Origin of the sequence: Candidatus Mycobacterium methanotrophicum, from assembly GCF_023515995.1 — a bacterium.
In the GTDB taxonomy this organism is placed as follows: Bacteria; Actinomycetota; Actinomycetes; order Mycobacteriales; family Mycobacteriaceae; genus Mycobacterium; species Mycobacterium methanotrophicum.
In genome coordinates, this window is the sequence record NZ_CP097320.1 from 818,840 (window position 1) to 844,009 (window position 25,170).

A 25,170-nucleotide genomic window follows, 5' to 3' on the forward strand; every position below is an offset into this window, starting at 1 on the left:
GGTAGGTACGCCTGTTACCTACTTCACACCGGCTACTCGGCGGAAAGCCTGCTCAATATCTCGTTGTGCAGCAACCCGTTCGTCGCGATCGCGCTGCCGCCGTGCGGCCCAGCGGTGCCGTCGAGGCTGGTGAACGTCCCGCCGGCCTCGTGAACCAGGATGTCCAGCGCCGCCAGATCCCACACCGACACTTCCGGTTCGGCGGCAATGTCGACGGCTCCCTCGGCCAGCAGGCAGTAGGACCAGAAGTCGCCGTAGGCGCGCACCCGCCACACCGCATCGGTCAGCTCGACAAAGCGTTCCCTCAAGCCCAGCTCGGCCCAGCCAGAGAGGCTGGAGAACGACAAGCTGGCCGAATTCAGTTGCGCCACTGAGGAAACCGAGAGCCGACGAGCCGGGGTATTGCCGAGGGCTGCGAACGCGCCTGCGCCGCTGGCGGCCCACCACCGGCGCTGCAGGGCAGGCGCGCTGATCACACCGACACACGGCACGCCGTCGTCGAACAACGCGATCAGACTCGCCCACACCGGCACGCCGCGCACGAAATTCTTGGTGCCGTCGATCGGGTCGATGATCCATTGGCGGCCGGCCAAAGAGGTTGACCCGCCGAACTCCTCACCAAGAATGCTGTCGTCGGGCCGGACTCGCGCGAGCGTCTCGCGCAGGCCAGTTTCGACCGCGCGATCCGCATCGGTCACCGGCGTCAGGTCGGGTTTAGTGTCGACCTGCAGGTCCAGCGCCCCGAAGCGGGCCAGCGTCACCGCGTCGGCCTGGTCGGCCAGGGCCAGCGCCACTGCGAGGTCGTCCTGAGTCATCTATCTCCTTCGGTCGGGCACGGAGCTCTTTGTCGAGGCAGGGAAGCCGGTCTCGACATGCACAGCGCGGGAGTGGAACGCTGCTGTCGGTGGCGGCGGCTAGCTTGCGGGTATGCCGCGATTCAGATTGTCGCCGACGTTGGCTCAGCAGATGGTGTTGTTGGAGCATTGTCGGCATGCCCGATTTGTGTGGAATCTCGCGGTGGAGCAGCACGGATTTTGGCAACCAGGACTTCACGCTCCTGGTGACAACGAGCAGTGCGCGCAGTTGACGGCGATCCGCGCCGAATATGCGTGGCTCGCGGTTGGATCGCAGACGGTGCAGCAGCAGGCTCTGCGCGACTTCGCTCGAGCTATGCAGAGCTTCTTCGCCGGAGTCAATCGCCACCCGACCTGGCGCAAGGCCGGCGTTCACGAAGGTTTTCGACAGGTCGGGCTGAGACCGCATCATGTTAGGAAGCTCAATAAGCGTTATGGACTGGTGTGGGTGCCAAGGATCGGATGGATCCGTTTCCGCGGGACGCGAGCCGTGCCCGCGGATGTCAAGTCTTATCGCATCACTCACGATCGGTCCGGCCGCTGGCATGTCGCCTTCACCCAGATCCCCCAGTCGATCCCGGGACCAATGGACGGCACCGTGGTCGGTGTCGATCGTGGAGTGGCGGTCTCTGCAGCGCTCTCGACCGGGGAGCTGTTGCATGCCCCAAGTTTGACTCCCGGTGAGGAGATCCGTTTGCGCCGGCTGCAGCAACACCTCGCGCGAGCCAAGCGCGGCTCTAATCGCCGAGGACGCGTCGAGCTGGCGATCGCCAAACTCAAAGCACGTGAAGGTGACCGTCGGAATGATTGGGCCGAAAAAGTGACAACTGATCTGGCGCGTCGATTCGACACAATTCGAGTGGAGCAGTTCGACGTGCGGGCGATGACGCGCTCCGCGCGCGGCACGGTGGACAAACCCGGCGTTCAGGTTGCGCAAAAGCGAGGTCTCAACCGCGCAATTAATCAACAAGCCTGGGGTCGGATAGTCGTCCGGCTCGACTACAAAGCTGCGGGCCGACTTGAACGAGTCCCGGCTGCGTACACCTCGCAGCCGATGCGCCGGCTGCGGGCACGTCGCGCCCGAAAACCGCAAGAGCCAAGCGGTATTCGCGTGCGTCGCCTGCAAGGCGGGGCCGTGCAACGCCGATGTCAACGCTGCCCGCAACATCGCCGCCGGACGGGCGGCACCAGCACAGGGAGACCTCGCCGTCGGGCGGTCTGCGAACTGTGAACCTCAGCTCAGCTCTCCTACTGCCTGGTAGGTATGAGCGGGTTGGAATCCCCAAACTTGAGTCTGGGGAGGACGTCAAGAGTGCAGTCCTACCATTGGGTGATGTGGGAATTCCTCACGCTGCTGTTGCTCGTCGCGATTCTCGTGGTGTTCTTGGCTCCGCGGTTGATGCGTCGCGCCCCCCGCGGCGACGCGCTCAGCGGCACGCTGCTGATCACCGGTGTCAGCCCGCGGCCCGATGCCACCGGCGAGCAGTACGTCACGATCACCGGCGTCATCGACGGACCAACCATCAACGAGTACACCGTCTATCAACGGATGGCCGTCGACGTCGACAACTGGCCGACCGTGGGCGAGTTGAAGCCGGTGGTGTATTCGCAGCGCAATCCCGACAATTGGGCTTTCGCGGCACACGACAGCTAGCCGTGGCTGACGCGCAGCAATTTGTCGATGCTGGGCAGCCTCACCCGCGGTCTCCCGTGCGGTAACCCGGCCGCTCGCTCATGCTCGTCGATCAGCTTCCAGTGCGCGTCGGTCACCAGCTTCGGCTGCCGGGAGGCCAGCCACTCGGCGAGCCTGTGGGCATGGTCGTCAGGGAAGTCCGCGAGCGGTGTCGCGCCGGTCAAATCCGCGATCAGCGTGTCGACGGTGTCCTGGGAGTCCTTTTTGTTCGTGCCGATCACACCGCTCGGCCCGCGCTTGATCCAGCCGACGACATATTCGTTGCGACGGCCCTGCACCCGGCCGCGGTCATGGGGGATGGTCGCGCTTTTCTCGCCGAACGGCAGACCCGGAGTGGGCACCCCGCGATACCCGACCGACCGCACGACCAGCTGGGCCGGCAGTTCTTCGCGGTCGCCGGTGTCTTTGGCCGCGACCCGTCCGTTTTCGTCGGTGACCAGCTCGTTGCGCCCGAGCGCGATGCTCTCGACCTTGCCGTCGCCCTTGATCTCGATCGGCGAAGTCAGGAACCGAAACACCATCCGTCGGTGCCCCGCACGCGGTTCGCGCCCGGCGTAACCGCGCAACGCCTTGATGTTCTGCTTGGGCGTCTTGCCCGCCGCCTCGAGGTCTTCGTCGGTAATGCCTTCCAGGTCGGCGGGATCCACAATCACGTCGACGCCTTCGCGGTCCGCCAGTTCTCGCAGCTCCAACGTCGTGAAGGCGGATTGCAGCGGGCCACGACGACCGATGATCACTACTTCCTCCACGCCGCAGGGGCGCAGCGAGTCCAGGGCGTGGTCGGCGATATCGGTGGCCGCCAGCACCTCGGGGTCGGTGATGAGAATGCGCGCGACGTCGAGTGCGACATTGCCGTTGCCGACGACCACGGCGCGCGCGCCGGACAGGTCAGGCGTCGCGTGCTCAAAACGGGGGTGGGCGTTGTACCAACCGACGAAGTCGACCGCGGCGACGCTGCCCTGGAGGTCTTCGCCGGGAATGTTCAAGGACCGATCCGACTGGGTGCCGATCGCATAGATCACCGCGGCGTAGCGTTCGGCAAGTTCAGCGGCTGCGACGTGGTCGCCAACAGCGATGTTGCCGAAGAAGCGGAAGCGCGGGTCTTCGGCCGTCTTCTCGAACTGTTTGCTGATCGACTTGATCTTAGGGTGGTCGGGTGCGACGCCGGAGCGCACCAGGCCCCATGGAGTCGGCAGCATTTCCAGCATGTCGACGCGGATATCAAAGCTCCCAGCGTCCTTGGACTCGTCGGCGGCTTTCAACAGCGAGGCTGCCGCGAAGAACCCGGATGGACCAGAACCGACGACCGCGACGTGGTAAGGACGCATAATTCTCGATGCTAAATGCCCCGGCCAAGCCGACGCTGGTCGCACGCCCAACCGCTGCCGGTAACGTGACTAGCTGTGGACCCTGACCGCCAGGCTGACATCGCCGCCCTTGACTCCACCCTGACCACGGTGGAGCGGGTGCTCGATGTCCAGGGTCTGCGCAGCCGTATCGATAAACTCGAGCACGAGGCGTCCGATCCCAACCTGTGGGATGACCAGGCCCGGGCGCAGCAGGTGACCAGCGAGCTTTCCCACACTCAGGTCGAGTTGCGCCGCGTCGAGGATCTGCGGCGCCGCCTCGACGATCTGCCGGTGCTCTACGAGCTGGCGGCCGAAGAGGCCGGCGCCGCCGCGGTCGAGGCACGGGCCGAAGCCGACGCGGAACTCAAGGCGCTGAGCGGCGACATCGAGGCCATGGAGGTCCGTACCCTGCTGTCCGGCGAGTACGACGAGCGGGAGGCGCTGGTCACCATCCGCTCGGGCGCGGGGGGTGTGGATGCCGCCGACTGGGCCGAGATGCTGATGCGGATGTATATCCGGTGGGCTGAGCAGCACAAGTACACCGTTGAAGTGTTCGACACGTCGTACGCGGAAGAAGCCGGGATCAAGAGCGCGACCTTCGCCGTGCACGCCCCGTTCGGCTACGGCACCCTGTCTGTCGAACAGGGCACGCACCGGCTGGTGCGGATCAGTCCGTTCGACAACCAGAGTCGACGCCAGACATCCTTCGCCGAGGTCGAAGTGCTGCCGGTGGTGGACACCACTGATCACATCGACATCCCCGAGGGCGATGTACGCGTCGACGTGTACCGGTCCAGCGGTCCCGGCGGCCAGTCAGTGAACACCACGGACTCCGCGGTTCGCCTCACTCACATCCCAACGGGTATCGTCGTGACTTGTCAGAACGAAAAATCGCAGCTGCAGAACAAAGTGGCGGCAATGCGGGTTCTGCAGGCAAAGTTGTTGGAACGCAAGCGGTTAGAAGAGCGGGCCGAGCTCGACGCCTTGAAGGGTGACGGCGGCAGCTCCTGGGGTAACCAGATGCGGTCATACGTATTGCACCCGTATCAGATGGTCAAGGATCTGCGTACGGATTACGAGGTGGGCAACCCGGCCGCTGTTCTCGACGGGGACATCGACGGGTTCCTGGAGGCGGGTATCCGGTGGCGCAACAGAAGAGATGACGACTGATAAGGCCGGTTTCTTAGTAGCCACGGCTCAGCCATGGCGTGATTTCTGGACCAGCGGTTTTCGCGGATGGTTGCTCACTAGCGGCATTCACATCGCCCTGCTGCTGATCGGCGCAGTGCTCGCGGCCCGCTTCGTCACCTGGGTGGCGCAAAAGGTGAGCGAGCGCCTTGACGTCGGTTTCGCCGAGAGCGATGCGTTGGTGCGCTCGGAGGCCACCAAGCACCGGCAGGCGGTGGCCTCGGTGATCTCCTGGGTGTCGGTCGTGCTGATCGCGATCGTGGTTGCCGTCCAGCTGGCTGACATTCTCAATATTTCGGTCAAAGGCTTAGTGGCGCCCGCGACCGTTATCGGAGCTGCGCTCGGCTTTGGCGCTCAGCAACTGGTCAAGGACATGCTGGCCGGGTTCTTCATCATCGTCGAGAAGCAGTACGGCTTCGGCGATCTGGTTCAGCTCACCATCGGGGGCTCCACCAACGATGCGGCGGGAACCGTCGAGAATGTCACGTTGCGGGTGACCAGGCTGCGCTCGCCGGACGGCGAGGTGTTCACCGTGCCCAACGGCCGGGTCGTCAAGTCGATCAACCTGTCGAAGGACTGGGCCCGCGCCGTCGTCGACATCCCCGTGCAGAACACCGCCGACCTCAACCTGGTGAACGACGTTTTGCGTCAGGAGTGTGAGCATGCTCTGGACGACGAGGTGCTCGGGGAGCTGCTACTGGATGCGCCGACGGTCATGGGCGTGGAAAGCATCGAAGTAGACACCGTCACGTTGCGATTGGTGGCTCGTACCCTACCGGGCAAGCAGTTCGAAGCGGGTCGGCAGTTGCGGGTGCTGGTGATCAGAGCGCTGGGCCGTGCCGGCGTTGTCACCAAAGCCGACACGTCGGTCGGGGCCATCGTGCACCCCGCAACAGCCGTGGGCGCCGAGGACGAAAGCCAAGGCGCGGTCCGTTGAGGTCCTTCAACCTGGACAGCCTGAGAAGAGTCGGCGATAACGCGGAGCACGGCTGGCCGGGCTATCTGCTCGGCGGTCGTGTGCGGACCTCGACGGTGGCGCTGATTGTCGCGTTCTTGGCGCTGTGGTGGCTTTACGACGCGCACCGGCACGCGGCCCAATCCTCGAAATCCACGCAGGTGCCTGCGACTCAAGTGGTGCCGCCGGGCTTCATGCCCGACCCGAACTACACCTGGGTGCCGCGTAGTCGACTGCAGCAGCCACCGGAGACCGTGACCGTCACGCAGACGCCGACGACCACACCGTCGCCGCCCACAACGACAACGACCACGACGACCACCACCACGCCGGCGCCGCTGTTGCCGCCCATCATTTTGCCGCCGCCGTTCGGTCCGCCCGTCACGACGCCTCCACCACCACCGCCCGGCCCGCCGCCGCCCTGGGCCCCGCCGGGCCCGCCGCCGCCCTGGGCCCCGCCGGGCCCGCCGCCGCCCTGAGTGTCTGAAATGCGAATCGGCGGCCCTGGGATGCTGATTCCGTTCGAGCGGCTCGGGCGCCGCAGACCGCCCCGATTTGGCCGCTGATCGGCTGGCGTCGCAGCCGTGTTGCGAGCCAATATCAACGCCGGAAACTGCGGACCACCCGGATCGATGAGTCTGGCCGGTGCGGCTTCGCGGGCACGCCGACAACAATGCAGATCAACATCGGCTAGCTGCGGTGTCGAGCGTGGGGGCGACGTCATGCGCCCATACGCGGCGCCCACCCTAACAGCCAGCTGGGGCGGCAGCAGCACGCCTAATGGCAGGCTCGAAACCGCGAGGGACAGGCCGTAAACCCGTCCGCTTCGGGGCAGGGTCCATGACCGTTACACTGGCCATCCGTGATGATCACCCTTGACCATGTCACTAAGCAGTACAAGTCCTCGGCGCGTCCAGCGTTGGACAACGTGAACGTCAAGATCGACAAGGGTGAGTTTGTCTTCCTGATCGGTCCGTCCGGCTCGGGCAAATCGACGTTCATGCGGCTGCTGCTTGGCGCCGATACGCCAACCACCGGTGATGTCCGGGTTTCCAAGTTTCACGTCAACACGCTGCCCGGACGCCACATCCCGAAACTGCGTCAGGTGCTTGGCTGCGTCTTTCAGGATTTCCGGCTGCTGCAGCAGAAGACGGTGTTCGACAACGTTGCGTTCGCGCTGGAGGTCATCGGCAAGCGCCCCGACGTGATCAACCGGGTGGTCCCCGACGTGCTCGAGATGGTCGGGCTATCCGGTAAGGCCAACCGGCTGCCGCACGAATTGTCCGGGGGCGAGCAGCAGCGGGTGGCCATCGCCCGGGCTTTTGTGAACCGACCGCTGGTATTGCTGGCCGACGAGCCGACGGGCAATCTCGATCCGGAGACCAGCAACGACATCATGGATCTGTTGGAGCGGATCAACCGCACCGGGACCACTGTGCTGATGGCAACGCACGACCACCTCATCGTCGACTCGATGCGTCAGCGCGTGGTGGAGCTGTCGTTGGGCCGATTGGTGCGAGACGAGCAGCGCGGTGTTTATGGGATGGACCGCTAGGTGCGCTTCAGCTTTCTGTTCAACGAGGTCCTGACCGGTCTTCGTCGCAATGTGACGATGACCGTCGCGATGATTCTGACGACCGCGATCTCGATCGGGCTGTTCGGCGGTGGTCTGCTGGTGGTGCGGTTGGCCGAGCACTCGCGTGCCATCTATCTCGATCGGGTCGAGACGCAGGTCTTCCTCAACGACGACATCTCGGCCAACGATCCGACCTGTGGGAGCCCGCCGTGCAAGGCGTTGCGGCAGAAGATCGAGGCGCGTAACGACGTCAAGTCGGTGCGATTTCTCAACCGCCAAGACGCCTACGACGACGCTATTCGCAAGATCCCGCAGTTCAAGGATTTGGCGAGTAAGGACGCGTTCCCGGCGTCGTTCATCGTCAAGCTCGAAAACCCCGAGCAGCACACCGACTTCGACGCCGCGATGCTAGGGCAGCCCGGGGTGGACCATGTGCTCAATCAAAAGGATCTCATCGATCGGCTGTTCGCGGTGTTGGACGGCCTGAGCAACGCTGCCTTCGCCGTGGCCTTGGTGCAGGCAATCGGGGCGGTTCTGTTGATCGCCAATATGGTTCAAGTCGCTGCCTATACGCGCCGCACCGAGGTCAGCATCATGCGGTTGGTCGGCGCCACCCGCTGGTACACCCAATTGCCCTTCCTGGTCGAGGCTATGGTGGCCGCCACTGCCGGCGTCATCATCGCCATCGGCGGCCTGATCATGGTGCGGGCGCTGTTCCTGGACAACGCGCTGAGCCAGTTCTATCAAGCGCATCTGGTCGCGCCCGTCGACTACGCTGACATCGTTTATATTTCGCCGCTACTGCTGTTGGTGGGTGTCGCGATGTCTGGGGTCACCGCATACGCGACGTTGCGTCTGTACGTGCGGCGGTAGCCGGTGGTCAAAAAGCCCGGACGACAGGTCGTGGCCTCTAACCGCAAGGCACGGCACAACTACTCGATTCTCGAAGTGTTCGAGGCCGGAGTGGTTTTGCTCGGCACTGAAGTAAAAAGCCTCAGGGCGGGCAAGGCGTCGCTGGCTGATGCTTACGCAACGGTTGACGACGGCGAAGTGTGGTTGCGCAACTTGCACATTCCGGAGTATCACCACGGCAGCTGGACCAACCACGAGCCGCGTCGCACGCGAAAACTGTTGCTCCACAGGCGCCAAATCGATGTACTCATCGGCAAGATACGTGATGGTAACCTCGCGCTGGTTCCGTTGTCCCTCTACTTCTCTGAAGGAAAAGTCAAGGTGGAGGTTGCATTGGCGCGCGGGAAGCGCGCGCACGACAAGCGTCAGGACATCGCACGCCGCGACGCTCAGCGGGAAGTGGTCCGCGCTTTAGGTAGGCGAGCCAAGGGCATCGAGTGATCGGCGCCGCATACGCCCAGCTGTCCGCAGTCAGCTACGGCGTCAGCGACTTTGTCGGGGGTGTCGCTTGCCGGCGGGTGGCTGCGCTCCGCGTCATGTTGGTGACCTATCCGATTGCGACGGTGCTGCTTGGTGTACTGGCCGCCGCCGCAGGTGGCCCGGTGCGCCCCGGTGCCCTGGTGTGGGGCTCGCTGTACGGGGTGAGTCAGGCCGTCGGGGTGTATTGGTTCTACGCGGCGGTGAGCGCCGGACCGATCTCGGTGGTCTCACCGCTGGCGGCGGTACTCAACGCCGCCGTCCCCGTCGCCGTCGGCGTGGCGCTCGGCGAACGACCGGGGAAGACGGCCTCAATGGGCGTGCTGCTGGCAATGCTTGCGGTGATCCTGGTCAGCCGGGAATCGCCCGCCGACGAGAATATTCGCACCCACAGGTTCACCAGCAAAGTGGCCTGGCTGACGGTCGGCTCCGGGGTGGCATTCGGTTTGGACTTCGTCCTGCTGTATCAGGCCCCGGCGGCGTGCCGGCTGTGGCCGCTGTTTTTTGCTCGGGCGGCGGCCACCGTGCTGGTGTTCGCTGTCGCGGGGATGAGCAACAATTTTCAGCTTCCGTCCAGGTCTCCGCTGCGGCTAGCGGTTGCCGCGGCGCTGCTGGATACCTTGGCCAACATCACCATGCTGCTGGCGATTCAAAAATGGATGCTGTCGTTGGCCAGCATCTTGATCTCGCTATACCCGGCGACCACCGTGGTCCTGGCCGTCATCGTGCTGCGTGAGCGGCTGACCCGCTGGCAGGCGGTTGGCATGATCCTGGCGGGAGCATCGGTGAGCATGATCGCGGCCAGCTGACACCCGTCTAACATCAGGCTGATGAGCAGCCCGTCGCGTCCGGTCACCGAACTCGACAGGGCCGACGTGCTGTCGGGCCTTTTCGACGCCTGGCACAACATTGATCGATTGCTTACCGGACTGTCCGAGCGGCAGTGGCAGACGCCGACACCACTGCCCGGCTGGTCGGTGCACAACGTGGTCGCTCACATCATCGGCACCGAATCAGCGCTGCAGGGAATCAGCACACCGGAGGTCGATATCGATGTCTCGACGTTGGCCCATGTGCGCAACGACGTCGGCGTGGCCAACGAATGCTAGGTCCGTCATCTGAGCGCAGAATCCGGTAATGACCTGTAGCAGCGGCTCCGCGAGGCGACGGCCGATCGCCGCAAGACGCTGACCGACATGTCGGTTGACGACTGGAATGCGCCGACCGTGACCCCGGTCGGCCCGGATAGCTATGGACGCTTCATACGGGTGCGGGTGTTCGACTGCTGGATGCACGAGCACGACATCCGTGTTGCGCTGAGCCGACCGGATTCGGACGCGGAACCGGCAGGCTCGGCGCCGCGACTTGTGCTCGGCGAGATGGCTACCAGCATGGGCTTCGTGGTCGGCAAACCGGCTGCCGGAATGAATACTAGCCGGCATGTTGTTGCAGATCGCGTACCATTGACAGTCCTGCCGAAAGTCGGCGGGGATGCGAGGGGCTGAACGGTTTCGACTTCGCGTATCGAATCAAGGGAAGCGTGCCGGTGCAGGCAAGAGACCACCGTAAGCGTCGTTGCAACCATATAAGCGCCGTGTCAACACAGCGCGACTACGCTCTCGCTGCCTAAGCGACAGCTAGTCCGTCAGACCGGGAACGCCCTCGGCCCGGACCCTGGCGTCAGCTAGAGGGATCAACCGATGAGTTCGGTCGCGGGACTCATCGGGACACTCACAGCGACTGGGATCGTCATCTCGGCTAGTTCGCGTGACCGGGAGATCCGAGTAGAGGCATAGCGGACTGCGCACGGAGAAGCCTTGAGGGAATGCCGTAGGACCCGGGTTCGATTCCCGGCAGCTCCACCGGTAGCACACCGGAACATGTCAAGGCCGGTGAGACAGTTTCTTACGCGGATTTGATGAGTGCTTCGGGGGTTGGCTGGTTGATCCAGGCGATGGTGGGCAGTTTCGGCGGGGTGGGCCGGCGATGCCGGAACCTGGCGGGGTTGGCGGCATAGGCCGCGTCGAGTGTGGCGGCGCGTTGGGCCTGTACCTGGGTTGCGGTGCCGTAGTGCACCGAGGCCGCGGTGTGTAGCGCGACGCCGCTGTGACGATGTTCATGGTTGTAGTAATCGAAGAATGCGCTGCAGAAGGCGCGGGCGTCTTCGATCGAGCCGAACCGGCCCGGGAACGCCGGGCAGTACTTGAGGGTCTTGAAATTGGCCTCCGAGTAGGGGTTGTCGTTGGACACGTGCGGGCGGCTGTGGCTGCGGTCCACACCCAGGTCGATCAGCAGTTGGGCGACCGGCTTGGAGGTCATCGAGGTGCCGCGATCAGCATGTAGAGCCAGTTGACCGGGTTCGATGCCGTGGTGGGCCAAGGTGTCGTCGATGAACTGCTTGGCCAGCTCGCCTGTCTCGCTGGCAGCGAGGGTCCAACCGACGACGTAGCGCGAGAAGATGTCGATGATCACATACAGCTGATAGAAGATACCACGTTGTGGCCCTTGCAGTTTCGTTATATCCCACGACCAAACCTGGTTCGGCGCGGTGGCGATCAACTCGGGTTTCTTGCGCGCCGGGTGGGTGCGCTGACGGCGCCGCTCCCGGTTCTCCCCAGCAATGGCCAAAAGCCGGTACATGGTGCGAATCGAGCACAAGTAGATGCCGTCGTCGAGCAGGCGCGCCCACACCTGCGCCGGCGCCAGGTCGCAGTACTCGGCCGATCGCAGCACCGTCAGGATCTGCTGGCGTTCGGCCTCGGTGAGCTTGTTCGGCGGCTCGGGCCGCCTCCGCGGCGCCGGCCGCGGTGCTGGGTTGCGGCGCCGATAGAGCGTGGCCCGTGATGCACCCAGCAATTCACACGCCCGCTTGGTGGACGTCGCCGACTCCAGGGCGGGCAGGTGCTCGCCGATCACGGCTTCGACTTCGGCTCGAAATCCGCGCTCTCGCAGAGCATCTCCAAGAGCGCGTGTGCTTTTCCCGTGATCTCCAGGGCTAGCTTGGTCCGGTCCAGCTCGGCCTGCAATTGCTTGGTGCGCCGCCGCAGCTTGTCCAGCTCCACCTGCTCAGCGGTGCGTTTCGACTTGCCCTTGGGCGTCAGCCCGGCACGGGCACCGGCATCACGGGCCTTGCGCCATTCGGCGATGTGCGAGCTGTACAGGCCTTCGCGGCGCAGCAACGCACCACGCTCGCACGAGCCGGCCGGCAGGGCGTCGTACTCGTCGAGGATGCGGGCCTTGTACTCGGCGGTGAACGTGCGTCGCCGAGCCCGAGCACCCGGATCCGGCGTGCTGTCCACTTGGTCAGTATCGGCGCACCCCTGCAGGGATGCGATCGTCATAGTCACGGAGAATGGTGATCCTGTCTCGCCCTGTAGCGATGATCGGCTACTGCTGCTGTCTCACCTAACCCTGTCACACAGGGCACAGATAACTTCATATGCTCAACCTCCTTGCCGACACGCAAAAGTCGGCGTCTTGAAGTTGGCTCGAGCGCTGGTGGACTGACGTCACGCGACATGACCAGGAAACCGATGATGCTGTGACCGCCGCCGCCACGACGGCTTGGGATTACCTGTTCGCCTTACACCGCTGATGCCAGTTGTGCTGCTGCTCAGGCTGTCCCGCGCCTCAGCTGGGCGAGCTTGGCACCCGCTCAGCGCGGTCTCGCCCGTCGTGACATGGTGGCTGATGAGGGGATAGGAGACCGGCGACTTTAGCCGCTGGGCCTCACGGTCGTCGCCACCGTTGGCCTCGACCTTTCACCTAATTTAATTGACTGGCATCGAGTGTCGTTAACGTGAAAGATGCGCTGCCACAAGGATAATCGGGTTGTCTGACGTTCCGGTATCCGGGATGGGGAGCGCACCTGACAGATGCGCGGTACTACGGATTGGCCGAAGAATCTTCGTGTCGAGGTCCGCGGCGACGATGTGGTCGGGCGCGCCGGGAGAAGATCACCGTGGTCGCCCAGCTCTCACTGTTCGGGCAGCTGGGCGGGCACCGGTATCAGGTGGCGGCGGCCGCCGCCCGCGGCGGGCAGGTGCAGCGGCCGAAGGCGCGGCGCCGGGTGCACGCCCGGTGGAAGGGTTCATCCGCAACGGGAAGCCCGCCGGCCTGGCCCGGTGGCCGTCGTCCTCGTTCGCGGTCAGCACCGCCTGGGTCACCGCCGCCGCGATCGCGATCGGCCCGCTGTGCTGGATCAGGCTGCTGCTGCTCGACGGGCCGCTGGCCAAGGCCGAACCCGACACCCTGCGGCACCGGCTGCTGCACACCGCCGCCCGGCTGATCAACCACTCCTGCTAGTGCGCCACGAACGAGAAATGGAGGTCTTGATGTTAGGGAGGTGAGACTTTCAGGAATCGGTGTTCTGCAAGAGATGAAGGTTTGGCCCTTCGGAGTCGCCGGTGGGGCGGAGGCTTCACTGGACGACGCCGCGGGAGCGCACGCACCCGCGCGAAATTTTCGGCTCTCCTGACGTCGATGTGGATCGCCGAGCGTGTGGTATGGGGCGAGGAGGGTGAGCGGGGGCGCACGGACGGTGATCTAGGTTCGAAGGCTCTAACCCCAATCGATCCCGGAGCCGTCCGTGCGCGCGTCACCCCTACTCAATGCCCTCTTCGAACTGCCGGGCGCGCGTGTCGGCAAGGCCGCGGTCGAGGACGGCGAGCTACGGGTGACGGCCAGCTTGTGCCGGCGGCAGCTGGAGTGTCCGCAGTGCCGGTTTTCGGCCCGGCACCGCTACGACACCCGCGAGGCGGACTCATCGTGGCGGCATCTGGACACCGCTCGGCGGATCTGCCGAATCCTGTTGCGGCGCCGAGGGCTGCGCTGCCCGGACCGCGGTGTGCTGGCCGAGGGCATGCCGTTCGCGCGCCCCGGCTCCCGCCGCACCCGCGACTTCGAGGACCTGGCGGCCTGGCTGGTCGCCAAAACCGACAGGACCACCGCCAGCGCCTTCGCGCGCATCGCCTGGCGCACCGTGGGCGCGATCTGTGGGCGGGTCGCCGCCGACGTGCCGGACCCCGGCCGGCTGTCGGGGCTGGCCGACATCGGGGTCGACGAGATTTCCTGGCGCAAACACCGCCGCTATTTTACGCTGGTCTCCGATCACGACAGCGCCACCATCGTGTGGGGCAAACCCGGCAAGGACGTCGACACGCTGCACGCCTTCTTCGACGAGCTGCCCGACGGCGGCGCATCCATCGAGGCGGTGTCGATGGACATGGGACCCGCCTACGCCAAGGCCGTGCGCGAACGGGCGCCCGCAGCGGTGATCTGTTCCGATCCCTTCCATGTCGTAAAGCTCGCCACCGACGGTCCCGGCGCGGTGCGCCGCCAGGTGCGGCCAGGCCGCGCGCACGCTGCCCGATCAGCGCATCGCCAAGACGTTCAAGGGTGCTCGCTGGGCGTTGCTGAAAAACCCCGCCGATCTCACCGACACCCAGGCCCAAACCCTGCGGAAGATGAAACGCAGCGGTGGAATCCTTTGGCGCGCCTATCAACTCGAGGAAGCGCTGCGTGAGGTGTTCGCCGGCGATCTTGACGCGGCCACCGTCGCCGAACTGCTCGATCGTTGGTGCGCCCGAGCCCAACAAAGTCGCATCCCCGAGTTCGTCAAGGCCGGGCGCACCATCCGCAAACACCGCGCCGGCATCGACGCCGCCATCGAGCGCGGGCTCTCGAACGGCCGCCATGAAGGGCTCAACACCAAGGTCCGGCTTCTCATCCGACGCGCCTACGGCTTCTAGAGCGCCGAGGCCGCCCTCGCGCTCATTCTCCTGGCCTGCCGACCCGTCACCCTCGAACTCCCATACCACACGAAAGGTCATCCACATTCATGGCAGTAGAGCCGGAAGGGCTCTTCTGACATAGTTGTGGGTCTGCGACCTGAAGGGTTTGGGCGCAACGCCGTGTCCTGCTTACGTTTTGGACTGTTGGAGGTTCAAGACGAAGAAGGGGTACGGCGTTGCGCAATTCCAGGGTATTCGCGAGGGCTCTCGGTGGCCAAGACATGGTGGTCGAGGACGTATCGATAGAGGTCGAGACCTCACGCGCCAAGACGCCGGTGAGCAGCGAAGTGCTGGTGTTTTCGGTGCGTCCCAAGGCCTCGCAGACTAGCCGCTGTTCACGCTGCCGCCGCCGCTGCCCCGGATATGACGGCGGAGAGAGCTCGCGGCGGTGGCGCACCCTGGACGTGGGCGCCACCAAGGCATACCTGCAGGCCGCCGCACCACGGGTGCAATGCAGTGAGCATGGAGTGGTGGTGGCTCATGTGCCGTGGGCGCGAGCCGGCGCCCGCCACACCTGGGCATTCGAGGACACCTGCGCATGGCTGGCCGCCCATACCGCGCTCAGCGTGCTGACCGTGCTGTTGCGGATAGCGTGGCGCACCGTGGCGGCGATCGTGACCCGGGTGGTCGCCGACGGTCGCGACACCAACGACCTGCTGGTCGGGCTGACCAGGATCGGTATCGACGAGATTTCGTACCGCAAGGGGCACCGCTATTTAACGGTGATCGTGGACCACACGACAGGCAGGCTGGTGTGGGCTCGTGAGGGCCGCAACCAGGACACCCTGGGGGCGTTCTTTGACCAGCTGGGAACCCAACGCGCCGCGCAGTTGAGCCATGTCAGCTGCGACGGTGCGGAATGGATCCACGCCGTGGTGCGAGCGCGTGCCCCGCAGGCGCTGATCTGCCTAGATCCATTCCATGTAGTGGCCTGGACGCTCAAAGCGCTAGACAAGGTGCGGGCGCGGACCATGACCAAAGCCGGTGTCCGCGACCGGCACGCGATGTGGGCAACCCGCAAAAACCCGGCCGATTTGACCGGCGAGCAACGCAGCAGCCTCGCAGCGATCGCCGACACCAACCGCGCTCTCTACCGGGCGTATCTGCTCAAAGAGCAACTCCGCGAAGTGTTTCGAGTCAAAGGCCGCGCCGGACACCAACTGCTGGCCGGCTGGTTGTCGTGGGCAAGCCACTCGCGCATCCCCGAGTTCGTCGCCCTGGCCCGCACCATCCGCCGCTACCGCGATCTGATCGCCAACACCCTTGACCATGGGCTCTCGAATGCCCTCTCCGAAGCCACCAATACCCACCTGCGAGCACTGACCAAACGTGCCTACGGGTTTCATAGCCCTGACGCGCTCATCGCCATGGCGCTGCTCACCCGAGGCGGCCTGTGCCCCTCTCTACCCGGACGGGCAGCATGAAACCCCGCCCACGGAAACGTCAGTAGATTCGTTCGCACTCCTCAAGCGGCTCTCCCAAGAATCCAACATCCCGCTTGCTGAGGTCGCGCAGCGGCTGGTTCATTCTGATCGCCCACCGCGGCGCGGCAGGAAGCAGAAACGGGTGCCGGACCGCAGCGAGTGATTTCGGTGGGGCTGTCGCGAAATCAAGTCTGCATTCCCGCCAACGCGCACCATGGGCAGCAGGGTGCGCAACCCCTTCCTTGACGATCGACGACGATCGATGCCGACAGGATCCGGCTGGTGTCGGCCTCGGAGATGATGGCGTTGCACATCAACGGCGAAACGCTTGTCGGACAAAACGCGTTCCTACGCCCACCCTCCGTGCGCAGTACCGTCGCGTAGGCCGCGACCGGAACGATTGCCACGTACTCACGGCCTCGCGGAACTTCGCAACGCTAAAAGCGGCCCCGTGCAGCGGAACGGCCTGGGCCTCGGACCGCGAAATCACAATGTGCTCTTCGAAATTGAAGAACCTTGTGCGTCGGGCACCGCCTGCCGGTAGGGGTCGGCTGCGGCGTAGTTATCTCTTCGCGAGCGTGAACTGCGCTACTTCGGTGATGCCGCGTCGGAAGAAGTCAGCGCATCCAGTCAGGTAGTGCATGTACTGCTGATAGACCTCGTCGGAGGTGGTGGCAATCGCCTCAGTGCGTCGGGCCGCAAGGTTAGCCGCCCACGTATCGAGTGTTCGGACATAATGCGGGTTCAGCAGTTGAATTGTTGAATGTGTTCCACCGAAAAGCCCGCTCCCTGCGAGTATTCGACCACGTCGTCTGCTGAGGGTATTTCACCGCCCGGAAATATCTCTCGGGAAATGAACTGCATGAACTTCAGGTCGCTGATCGTGATCGGGATACCTTTTGTGGGATAGTAGCTGGGTCGGTGACCCAATATTTGTTTCCACAACCATCCGGCCGTCGCCGGGCAGAATACGGTAAGCGGTGTCGAAGAACGCCGCATACCGAGATTTGCCGAACGCCTCGAACGCCTCGAACGCCTCGATGCTGATGATGCGGTCAACCGGGTCGCCGAACTCTTCCCAGCCGCGCAGCAAAACCTGGTGGGACCGGCTCCCATCCATCTCGGCCAGTAGCCGCTGGCCGTAGGCACACTGGTTTTTGCTCAGCGTCAACCCGATGACGTTGACGTCGTAGCGCTCGATGGCCCGCGTCATCGCCGAACCCCAGCCGCAGCCGATGTCGAGCAACGTCATTCCCGGCTGCAGGCCCAGCTTGCCCAGGGCGAGATCGTTTTTCGCGATCTGGGCCTCCTGCAACGTCATGTCCTCGCGCTCGAAGAACGCGCAACTATAGGTCCGCGATGCGTCTTGAAACAGCCCGAAGAACTCATCCGATAAGTCGTAATAGGCCTGAACGTCCTCGAAGTGTGGTCGCATGTTCGTCGAGGTCGACGTGCTCGTAGTCATCTGTCGTTATCCCTTCGAGTACCCACCGGGTTGTGGTGGTCCCGTCTTGTGGGCTCTTCAATTTTAAACGGGCGGTTGTGATTTCGCTCACATAGAGCGTGTCGCTGCATAAGGAGGCCCTTGGCCTTCCGAAGTCTGAAGTTGCGAATTACTCAGGCGAAGGAAGGAAGCCAAGGGCCGTGATCGACGGTACGACATTGTTGTTTGGGCTGCCAGGTGTACAGGTTGAGCGTGTCGAGCGCTGGGCAGATGGGACGCGGGTGGTGCACGTGGTGACCGCGAGCGAGACCGCGGCGGCGTGCCCGTCGTGCGGGGTGGTGTCCACCTCGGTGAAGGAGCGGGTGAGCGCCTCGCCGCGTGACATCCCCTACGGCGAAGACCGAATCATGCTGCGCTGGAACAAGACCCGGTGGCGCTGCCGGGAAGACTATTGCGAGAAGTCCTCGTTCACCGAGGCCATCGCGCAGGTGCCGCCGCGGGCGCGCACCACCGGGCGGTTGCGCGCCGCGATCGGTAAGGCGATCGGGGATGCGGCCCGCTCGGTGGCCGAGGTCGCTTCCGCCCATCAGGTGTCGTGGCCGACCGCCCACCGCGCCTTCGTCGCCCACGCCGAGGCGCTGCTGGCCGAGCCCGAGCCGGTCCGGGTGCTCGGCATCGACGAAACACGGCGCGGAAAGCCCCGCTGGCAGCGGTGCGCCACCACGGGGCGCTGGGTGCGGGTCGACCCGTGGGACACCGGGTTCGTCGATGTGGCCGGCGATCAGGGCCTGCTGGGGCAGCGCGAGGGCCGCACCGGCGCCGCGGTGATCGACTGGCTGCGCGAACGCAGCGAGGAGTTCCGCGCCGGGATCGAGTTCGTGGCGATCGACCCGGCGGCGGTCTACGCGGCGGCGATCCGCACGCCGGGGTTGTTGCCCAATGCGACGCTGGTGGTCGACCATTTCCATTTGGTCAAGCTCGGCAACGACGCGCTGACCAAGGTGCGCCGCCGCGTCACCTGGGACCTACGCGATCGTCGCGGCCGCACACTCGACCCCGAATGGGCCAACCGGCGCCGCCTGCTGCGTGCCCGGGAACGCCTGTCGGACAAGAGCTTCGCCAAAATGTGGAACGCGATCCTCGCCGAGGACAACACCGGCCAGATCCTCTCAGCGTGGATCGCCAAAGAAGAACTACGCACCCTGCTATCGACCGTGCGCGTCGGCGGCGATCCGCACCTGACCCGGCACCGGCTGCACCGCTTCCTGTGTTGGTGCATCGACTCCCAAATCCCCGAACTGCTCACCCTGGCCACCACCGTCGACACCTGGTGGTCCGAAATCAACGCCTTCATCACCACCGGCATCACCAACGCGGCCACCGAGGGCTACAACCGGCTGGTCAAACAGGTCAAACGGGCCGCCTGCGGATTCCGCAACACAGAAAACTCGGCCCGCCGGATACGCTTCCACTGCACCCGCAGACAGCGGGCCGCAACCCAGACTTCATGCTGATTGCCCGGTCAAAATCGAAGAGCCGTCTTGTGACCCGGTAGCGCACCAACCCGGGTCGCCGGCTCCTTAGCCTGATTCCACCGATGAATTGATTTGAGTTTTGCGTGTCGGAATGAAGAAAGCGCCCTCTGAGCTGGGATAATTGGAGTTTCCGCACAACAATTTGACCAGCATGAGAAAGGCACTTTCAGCGCAAGTGAGGTTTTCTCACTTGGGGCTCGTGAGTCTGGTGTGACTGGAGTTTTCGGCGTGTCGTAGTGGCTGGGCGTGGGGTCCTTGCTCAAGGATTCGGTTTCGACGAGGAAACCCGCTCCGCTGCAAAGGACCCCACGTGTTCACCTACTCTGCCATCTGCGACGTGCCGGAGGAAACCCTGCTGCATGTGACCGCGCTGCTGCACGTTCACCGGCGCGAGATCAGAACGCGGGCCGGGCGGCGGTCGGGTACGGTGCGCACGCAGGCCAAGCTGGTGCTGCGGTGGTTCCGCGACGACGCCCCGATCCGGTTGTTGGCGATGGAGGCTGGGCTGCCGATCTCCACCAGCTACCGCTATCTGCACGAGGCGATCGACGTGATCGCCGAACAAGCTCCTGACCTGCACGAAGTGCTCGACCGGGCCAAGGCCGAACAGTGGTCGCACGTGACGCTGGACGGGACGCTGATCGCCATCGACCGGGTGGACGAGCGCAACGAGGCCGGCCATCACCGGTGGTATTCGGGCAAGCACAAAACCCAGGGCGGCAATGTGCAGATACTGGCCGACCCGGGCGGGTTCCCGGTGTGGTCGAGCGAGGTCGAGCCGGGCAGCGTGCACGACATCACCGCCGCCCGCGCGCACTGCCTGGGCGCGCTGTACAAGTCCGCGGCCGACGGGGTGCCGACGCTGGCCGACAAGGGCTACGAAGGAGCGGGGATCGGGGTGCACACTCCGGTCAAGGGCCGCGGCCTGGCCGTGGAGAATCAGAGCTACAACATGCTGCTCACCGCGGCGCGTGCCATCGGTGAACGCGCCAACGCCGAACTCAAACAGCGTTGGCGCTGCCTCCGTCGAATCCGCCTGTGTCCAACCAGGATTGGCGCAGTTGTTGCCGCCGCGATCGTACTATCGACTCTCCAACGCGGAAATTACTGAGAAAACGTCAGTGTCCCATACGTTCGGCCCTGATTCTGCTGTGTTCGATGAGGATAATCTCGTGTCGTGCGCGGGCCTGGTCCCGGTGATGGCCCTGGCCGAGCAAGCAGGCCTGACACGGTTGTTGGACAACAAGATTCACATCGAGTCGACGCGGGTCAAGTCCGGGGCGGCCAACCCGGCCCCGAAATTGGCCACCCTGATCGCGGGCATGTGCACCGGCGCGGACTACATCGATGATGTCGACCTGGTCCGCGCCGGCGGGATGAAAACCCTCTTCGGGCCGGTGTATGCGCCCTCCACCGTGGGAACCCTGCTGCGCGAGTTCAGCTTCGGTCACGCCCGCCAACTTGACTCGGTACTGGCCGAGCATCTGGCCGGCCTGTGCGGGCGGGTGAATCTGCTGCCCGGATCAGATGCGCGCGCCTTTGTCGACATCGATTCGCTGGTACGCCCGGTCTATGGACACGCCAAACAGGGCGCCTCCTACGGGCACACCAAGATCGCCGGCAAGCAGGTTCTCCGCAAAGGACTGTCCCCGCTGGTCACCACGCTGAGCACCGACACCGCCGCGCCGGTGATCACCGGCATCCGGCTACGCGCCGGCAAAGCCAACTCCGGTAAAGGCGCGGCCCGCATGGTGGCCCAAGCGCTGAGCACCGCGCGCGCCCGGAGTCGGCGGACAGATCATCGTCCGTGGTGACAGCGCCTACGGATCGCGGGCCGTGATCCGGGTGCGCCGCCGCTACGGCGCGGTGTTCTCCCTGGCACTGACCCGCAACGCGGCGGTCCAACGCGCCATCGGCGCCATCGACGAGCACGCCTGGACCCCGGTGCGCTACCCCGGCGCCGTCCGTGACCCCGAGACCGGGGCCTGGATCTCTGATGCCGAGGTCGCCGAAATCACCTACACCATGGCCAAATCCGGCACCTATCAGGCCGTCACCGCCCGCCTGATCGTGCGCCGCGTCAAAGACGCCACCCAACCCCGAAGACGGCCTGTTCCCGATCTGGCGGTATCACCCGTTTTTCACCAACTCCACCGAATCGGCCGCCGGCGCCGATATCACCCACCGCCGCCACGCCATCATCGAAACCACCTTCGCCGATCTCATCGACGGCCCCCTGGCCCACATCCCTTCCGGGCGCTTCGGCGCCAACAGTGCCGGGGCCGTCTGCGCGGGGATCGCCCACAACCTGCTGCGCGCCGCAGCGACCCTGGCCGGCGCCCGTCACCGCACCGCCCGCGGAGCCACCCTGCGCCGACACCTCGTCAACGTCCCAGCCCGCCTGGCCCGCCCCCAACGCAAACCGATCCTGCACCTACCCACCCACTGGCCCTGGGAACCGGCATGGAACACCCTGTGGCACAACATCATCGGCTACCAATCCAGCGCCTGAACCACCATCCACCCGCCCCGCCAACCAGAGGTGTCCTCGCCGGCGTCAAGGCCAAGCCCTGCGGGTGGCCTACGGCCAGCCTTGACACCGGCTGCGGGCACCACCCCCCGGCAGCTGCCCGGGGCAGCAGCAAACAACTTCACCACAAGATCCCTACAACTGAAGTCTCCACGGAATCAGGGGAGTCCCAGGCTACCTGCGGGCGGGCGCGCGCTCCCTCCGCTTCCGTGCGCTGGCGCTCCCTTCCGGGCCGGTCGCTGCGCTTCGCCCCCGTCCGCCGCCGACAATGATGACCGCCGACAACAGCCGTGTCCACGATGACGCCGAACAAGACCACTCCACCGACACCGCGACAGGATGGGCGCTCCCGACAGGACTACCGGTGGCGCGCCGTCAGCCAAGCCAACCACCGCCAAAAAACACCCGTGACCTGGGCTGTCATAACTTTCCTTACTGCTATCAAGATTCGGTACAGGACAGCTGATCAAAGCCGAGGACCTAGATTCCCCGTCTTTGACTCGGCGGCCTCGCGCACGTCAATCTGGGTACGATTAATCGATGATGTCAATTCAGACGGCGAGGCTGTGATGTCCGCGCGTGACGAAGTCCTGCTGCGCGGCCTCATCGACTGGGTAGCTCTCTCGTCGGTCCACGGGGCCGTTGAACGGGAAAACTCCGGCGAGCCGTTAGCGGTCATCCAGGAAAAGGTCCTCGACCTGATCCGCTCTCTGGTGACCGACGGCCTGTTCGAATTGGGCGATCTAGACACCCCAAACCACCGCTTTGGCGCCTGGGATGCTCCGCTCGACGAGTCCATTCAACGGATCCGCGACGTGTATGTAAACCAATTCGACGACGAGGCGGAGTGGTGGTTTGTTTGCTGGCTAGATGCCACCGAAAAAGGATTGAAGGCCGCGGAAGCCATTGAAGCAAGCCAAGATTCGGCGCAGGACAGGTGAAACAGTCAGTTTCTCGCCGCCGTAGCGGCCAGCGCCTGGTGAACAGCTTGCGTGAGTTCGGCGACGTCGCCGCTCAGTCGGGCCCGAGACCCTGACTCTATGAACACCGCGTGCTCGATCAGCCGGCCTTCACCCGGCATCTCGGAGCCGATGACATAGGTGCTGTACTGCGCCCATAGCCGCAGCCCGGCGACTTCGAAGTATCCACTGCTGCGCATCGCTATCGCCGCGGGCAGCGCTGGCGTGTCGATGGCTTGGGTGGCGATGTCGACGGCGGCGAGGTCGCGCAGTGTGCAGTCGGCGTTGTTACGCACCGCACCCTCGGACGGGATTCCGGTGAACCCAAACACGCTTATGGTTTCGCTGCCATCCCAGCCGCCATCGGGTCGTCGACCACACACCGCGATTCGCGACGGCTCGACCGTGCGGTCCACCAAATGCCTGATCTCCCAGCCTGGCGGAACGCCCAGGTTTGTCAGCCAACGGGGTGTTCTCTCAGCCCGAAGCAGTATCATGTCGCCGACTTCGCTGGCGATCGCGCCGGCAACCGACGACAAGGCAGCGAGTCGCCGTTCGGTCGAAAGTCGATCGTTCACTTCGGGTGTCATTCTGCGAATTCGCCGATGCCGCCGATGATTCCGCCTATGACGCCAAGTATGCCAACAATTGTCGCCCATGCGCCCGGTGGCGGAGGGTCTACATGGATCGAAGGATGTCCCGAGTCGTCGTGCGCGGGTGTTTGTGTTGCCGGTGTCTGGACGGGATGGGGCTGCGGCGCCGGTTCTGGAGCGGGCTGCGGCTCTGGTGTCGACCGCTCCGGCAGATGAACGGAGACACTCGGAATCCTATCGCCCGGATCCCAAATTTCGACCGTCGGCCCGCCCCACTTGCTGTCCGGCCGAAGTCCGATCTTTGTTCCATCGTCGAGAACCGCCCACTTGCCCAAACCTTTGCCGTAGTTGCCACTTGGGATTTGAGTGGCATTCTCGGTCAGCTGGTCGTAGAGATCCCCGATTTGCTGGGGCGTCGGGAGCACGTGGACGCCCTTGTGCTCACCGGGTGGAAGCGGATCGACAATCTTATGGACATCTTGGGCGTTTTGCACCGACAACGCCTGCGCGCCCGGGGAGTCTTTGAGATCGCCAACCAGATTGTGAACACCTTGATTCGGTGCGGCACCGACACTCGGATTCGGCTGGGGCTGGGGCTGCTGCTGTTGAGGCGGCTGCGGTGGGGTGCCTGGTGGCGGTGGCGGTGCCTGTTGGGGTGGGGGTGGGGTGGTCAGGGTGTGAGCGGTGTCGCCGGTGTTCAGCGGCGGCTGCTGTGGCGGGGTGGGCGGCAGGTGGGTTGCGGTGGTTCGGGGTGCACGTAGGCCAGGGGCTGGGCGGTGGCCAGGGTTGAGGTGGCGGTGGCGGTCAGCGGCATGGTCGACACCGGGCCGCGTAGTGCGGCGGCGTTGAGCATGCCCGGTTTGAGGCCGCTAGCCCGTCCCGCGGGCGGCTGCGGGGGCGGGGAAAACGGTTCGGCGGGCGGCACGAAACTGGTCACCCCCGGCGCCGCGGCGGGCATCGGCGGGGTGACCGGGGGGCGCGGCATCATCGGCTGCGCCGTCGACGGCGCAGTGGTGGGCGGCACGGGCGGCGGGGTCATCAGGTTCACGTTCGGCGCGGGGGCGAACATCCCCGACGACGACTGCGCTGGGGCCAGCGTCTGCGCCGGGGCCGGCGGCGCGATATGGGTGACCCCAGCCAACGGCTGCACCGGCGCACTGCCGGCCGGCGCACTGGCCACCGACGATCCCGAGGAGGACACCGCGCTCATCGCGGCCGCGGGCAGCGCGGCCGCCGGCCCGGCCACCGCACTCACACCAGAGCTGACCATCCCCACCCCGGCCTGCATCCCACTCAACGCCGCACCTTCAGCCACGGTGGCCGCCGCGACCGCCACCGCCGCGATCGATCCACCCGAGACCGCCGGCAACGACGGCGTCATCAACGCCGCTCCCAACCCCTCGAGCACCGCGCCATAGCGCACGCCGGCGGCGGCGTTGTTGGGCCACATGAACCCGAAATACTCCAGATTCAAATCCGCGATCCGCGGCGTCAACGCCCCCCACACCATCGGATTGATCGCCTCATCGGTGGCTTCCTCCAACCGGTTGGCGTGCGCCGGCGGAGCCGGCACCATCTGACCCACCGTCGACGGATGCGCCGCAGCGGCCATATGCAAAATCTGGGCCCGCGCCAATGTCTCCTCAGCGAACACCAAATGCTCATGGTTATGCGCCACCAGCGCCGCCTCTGAGGCGGTTCCACCCGCACCCTTATAGGCCTCCGCCGTCGCCGCCCCCAGCGCCGATGACGTCCCCGCGGTTGCCGTCATCGCCGCATGATGGGCGACCAACACCTCCGCCGCCGCCAACGTCGGCGCAGGACCAGCACCGGTCACCATCGAGTAATAATTCGCCTCCGGCGGAAACATCGGCCAAGGGTGCGTCACC

Annotated in this window: 21 protein-coding genes, 1 other RNA gene and 4 pseudogenes; 19 read left to right on the top strand and 7 right to left on the bottom strand. The window is 65.0% G+C overall.

Going from position 1 to position 25,170, the window contains the following annotated elements; all coding sequences use genetic code 11:
- Positions 1–32: 32 nt before the first annotated feature.
- Positions 33–815 carry a histidinol-phosphatase gene (gene hisN, locus M5I08_RS04470; protein WP_219068374.1) on the bottom strand — a complete coding sequence of 261 codons (783 nt, stop codon included), beginning with the start codon at positions 813–815 and terminating at the stop codon, positions 33–35.
- A 112-nt stretch (positions 816–927) separates the two neighbouring features.
- Here hisN and M5I08_RS04475 point away from each other — a divergent pair, with 112 nt between their 5' ends.
- Together M5I08_RS04475 and M5I08_RS04485 are read left to right on the top strand one after the other, a co-directional pair.
- Positions 928–2,085 carry an RNA-guided endonuclease InsQ/TnpB family protein gene (locus tag M5I08_RS04475; protein ID WP_440271472.1) on the top strand — a complete coding sequence of 386 codons (1,158 nt, stop codon included), beginning with the start codon at positions 928–930 and terminating at the stop codon, positions 2,083–2,085.
- Between the two features lie 102 nt (positions 2,086–2,187).
- A complete protein-coding gene (locus M5I08_RS04485) occupies positions 2,188–2,508 on the top strand; it encodes a hypothetical protein (protein WP_219068406.1) in 321 nt (106 codons plus the stop codon).
- Here M5I08_RS04485 and M5I08_RS04490 read toward each other — a convergent pair.
- Positions 2,505–3,875 carry an FAD-dependent oxidoreductase gene (locus M5I08_RS04490; RefSeq protein WP_219068373.1) on the bottom strand — a complete coding sequence of 457 codons (1,371 nt, stop codon included), beginning with the start codon at positions 3,873–3,875 and terminating at the stop codon, positions 2,505–2,507. The genes M5I08_RS04485 and M5I08_RS04490 overlap by 4 nt on opposite strands.
- A gap of 75 nt (positions 3,876–3,950) precedes the next feature.
- On the opposite strand from M5I08_RS04490, the gene prfB reads away from it, so the two are divergent.
- The 9 genes and pseudogenes from prfB to ssrA all read left to right on the top strand — a co-directional run bounded on the left by prfB (position 3,951) and on the right by ssrA (position 10,869).
- Positions 3,951–5,066 (top strand): peptide chain release factor 2, encoded by a 1,116-nt coding sequence (prfB, locus tag M5I08_RS04495; RefSeq protein ID WP_219068372.1) that lies wholly within the window; start codon positions 3,951–3,953, stop codon positions 5,064–5,066.
- Positions 5,056–6,021 carry a mechanosensitive ion channel family protein gene (locus M5I08_RS04500; RefSeq protein ID WP_219068371.1) on the top strand — a complete coding sequence of 322 codons (966 nt, stop codon included), beginning with the start codon at positions 5,056–5,058 and terminating at the stop codon, positions 6,019–6,021. The genes prfB and M5I08_RS04500 overlap by 11 nt, the downstream gene beginning before the upstream one ends.
- Positions 6,018–6,518, top strand: coding sequence for an Rv3103c family proline-rich protein (locus tag M5I08_RS04505; protein WP_219068370.1), 501 nt, complete (start codon positions 6,018–6,020; stop codon positions 6,516–6,518). Before M5I08_RS04500 ends, M5I08_RS04505 begins: the two co-directional genes overlap by 4 nt.
- 386 nt (positions 6,519–6,904) lie before the next feature.
- The gene (gene ftsE, locus M5I08_RS04510) at positions 6,905–7,594 is read left to right on the top strand and encodes a cell division ATP-binding protein FtsE (protein WP_219068369.1); all 690 of its coding nucleotides are present in this window, start codon (positions 6,905–6,907) and stop codon (positions 7,592–7,594) included.
- On the top strand, positions 7,595–8,488 hold the full coding sequence (gene ftsX, locus M5I08_RS04515; protein WP_219068368.1) for a permease-like cell division protein FtsX: 894 nt from the start codon (positions 7,595–7,597) through the stop codon (positions 8,486–8,488).
- A 3-nt stretch (positions 8,489–8,491) separates the two neighbouring features.
- A complete protein-coding gene (gene smpB, locus M5I08_RS04520; protein ID WP_219068367.1) occupies positions 8,492–8,968 on the top strand; it encodes an SsrA-binding protein SmpB in 477 nt (158 codons plus the stop codon).
- Positions 8,965–9,813: an EamA family transporter gene (locus tag M5I08_RS04525; protein ID WP_219068366.1), complete on the top strand. Its 849-nt coding sequence runs from the start codon at positions 8,965–8,967 to the stop codon at positions 9,811–9,813. Before smpB ends, M5I08_RS04525 begins: the two co-directional genes overlap by 4 nt.
- 21 nt (positions 9,814–9,834) lie before the next feature.
- Positions 9,835–10,509: pseudogene (locus M5I08_RS04530) on the top strand (maleylpyruvate isomerase family mycothiol-dependent enzyme).
- Positions 10,502–10,869: a transfer-messenger RNA gene (gene ssrA, locus M5I08_RS04535) on the top strand. The pseudogene M5I08_RS04530 and the gene ssrA overlap by 8 nt, the downstream one beginning before the upstream one ends.
- A 40-nt stretch (positions 10,870–10,909) precedes the next feature.
- Here ssrA and M5I08_RS04540 read toward each other — a convergent pair.
- Positions 10,910–12,345, bottom strand: a protein-coding gene (locus tag M5I08_RS04540) for an IS3 family transposase (RefSeq protein WP_370328484.1) whose coding sequence is annotated in 2 segments (ribosomal slippage) — positions 10,910–11,985 and positions 11,985–12,345 — 1,437 coding nt in all. Because the reading frame shifts where the segments join, the coding sequence is not laid out codon by codon here.
- A 739-nt stretch (positions 12,346–13,084) separates the two neighbouring features.
- On the opposite strand from M5I08_RS04540, the gene M5I08_RS04550 reads away from it, so the two are divergent.
- From M5I08_RS04550 to M5I08_RS04560, 4 genes and pseudogenes are all read left to right on the top strand, one after another.
- Complete coding sequence (locus M5I08_RS04550) at positions 13,085–13,309, top strand: transposase (RefSeq protein WP_219070866.1); 225 nt, start codon at positions 13,085–13,087, stop codon at positions 13,307–13,309.
- A 556-nt stretch (positions 13,310–13,865) separates the two neighbouring features.
- A pseudogene (locus M5I08_RS27265) lies at positions 13,866–14,288 on the top strand (transposase); the annotation flags it as partial.
- Between the two features lie 94 nt (positions 14,289–14,382).
- Positions 14,383–14,754: a transposase gene (locus M5I08_RS26115; RefSeq protein WP_440271475.1), complete on the top strand. Its 372-nt coding sequence runs from the start codon at positions 14,383–14,385 to the stop codon at positions 14,752–14,754.
- A 218-nt stretch (positions 14,755–14,972) separates the two neighbouring features.
- Entirely contained in the window at positions 14,973–16,220 is a 1,248-nt protein-coding gene (locus tag M5I08_RS04560; protein ID WP_249762939.1) for an ISL3 family transposase, read from the top strand.
- A gap of 562 nt (positions 16,221–16,782) precedes the next feature.
- Here M5I08_RS04560 and M5I08_RS04565 read toward each other — a convergent pair.
- A pseudogene (locus M5I08_RS04565) lies at positions 16,783–17,685 on the bottom strand (cyclopropane mycolic acid synthase family methyltransferase).
- A gap of 104 nt (positions 17,686–17,789) precedes the next feature.
- On the opposite strand from M5I08_RS04565, the gene M5I08_RS04570 reads away from it, so the two are divergent.
- From M5I08_RS04570 to M5I08_RS04585, 4 genes and pseudogenes are all read left to right on the top strand, one after another.
- The gene (locus M5I08_RS04570; protein WP_249763296.1) at positions 17,790–19,178 is read left to right on the top strand and encodes an ISL3 family transposase; all 1,389 of its coding nucleotides are present in this window, start codon (positions 17,790–17,792) and stop codon (positions 19,176–19,178) included.
- A gap of 331 nt (positions 19,179–19,509) precedes the next feature.
- Positions 19,510–20,310, top strand: coding sequence for a transposase family protein (locus M5I08_RS04575; RefSeq protein ID WP_249762759.1), 801 nt, complete (start codon positions 19,510–19,512; stop codon positions 20,308–20,310).
- 10 nt (positions 20,311–20,320) lie between these two features.
- Positions 20,321–21,711 (top strand): annotated as a pseudogene (locus M5I08_RS04580) (IS1380 family transposase).
- A gap of 587 nt (positions 21,712–22,298) precedes the next feature.
- Complete coding sequence (locus M5I08_RS04585; RefSeq protein WP_219069069.1) at positions 22,299–22,670, top strand: hypothetical protein; 372 nt, start codon at positions 22,299–22,301, stop codon at positions 22,668–22,670.
- Positions 22,671–22,675: 5 nt separating this feature from the next.
- On the opposite strand, the gene M5I08_RS04590 is transcribed toward M5I08_RS04585, so the two are convergent.
- The 3 genes from M5I08_RS04590 to M5I08_RS04600 form a co-directional block, all read right to left on the bottom strand.
- Complete coding sequence (locus M5I08_RS04590) at positions 22,676–23,266, bottom strand: hypothetical protein (RefSeq protein WP_249763118.1); 591 nt, start codon at positions 23,264–23,266, stop codon at positions 22,676–22,678.
- An 8-nt stretch (positions 23,267–23,274) separates the two neighbouring features.
- Positions 23,275–23,775: a hypothetical protein gene (locus tag M5I08_RS04595; RefSeq protein WP_219069073.1), complete on the bottom strand. Its 501-nt coding sequence runs from the start codon at positions 23,773–23,775 to the stop codon at positions 23,275–23,277.
- Between the two features lie 203 nt (positions 23,776–23,978).
- Positions 23,979–25,151: a PPE domain-containing protein gene (locus M5I08_RS04600; protein WP_249763119.1), complete on the bottom strand. Its 1,173-nt coding sequence runs from the start codon at positions 25,149–25,151 to the stop codon at positions 23,979–23,981.
- Positions 25,152–25,170 lie beyond the last annotated feature (19 nt).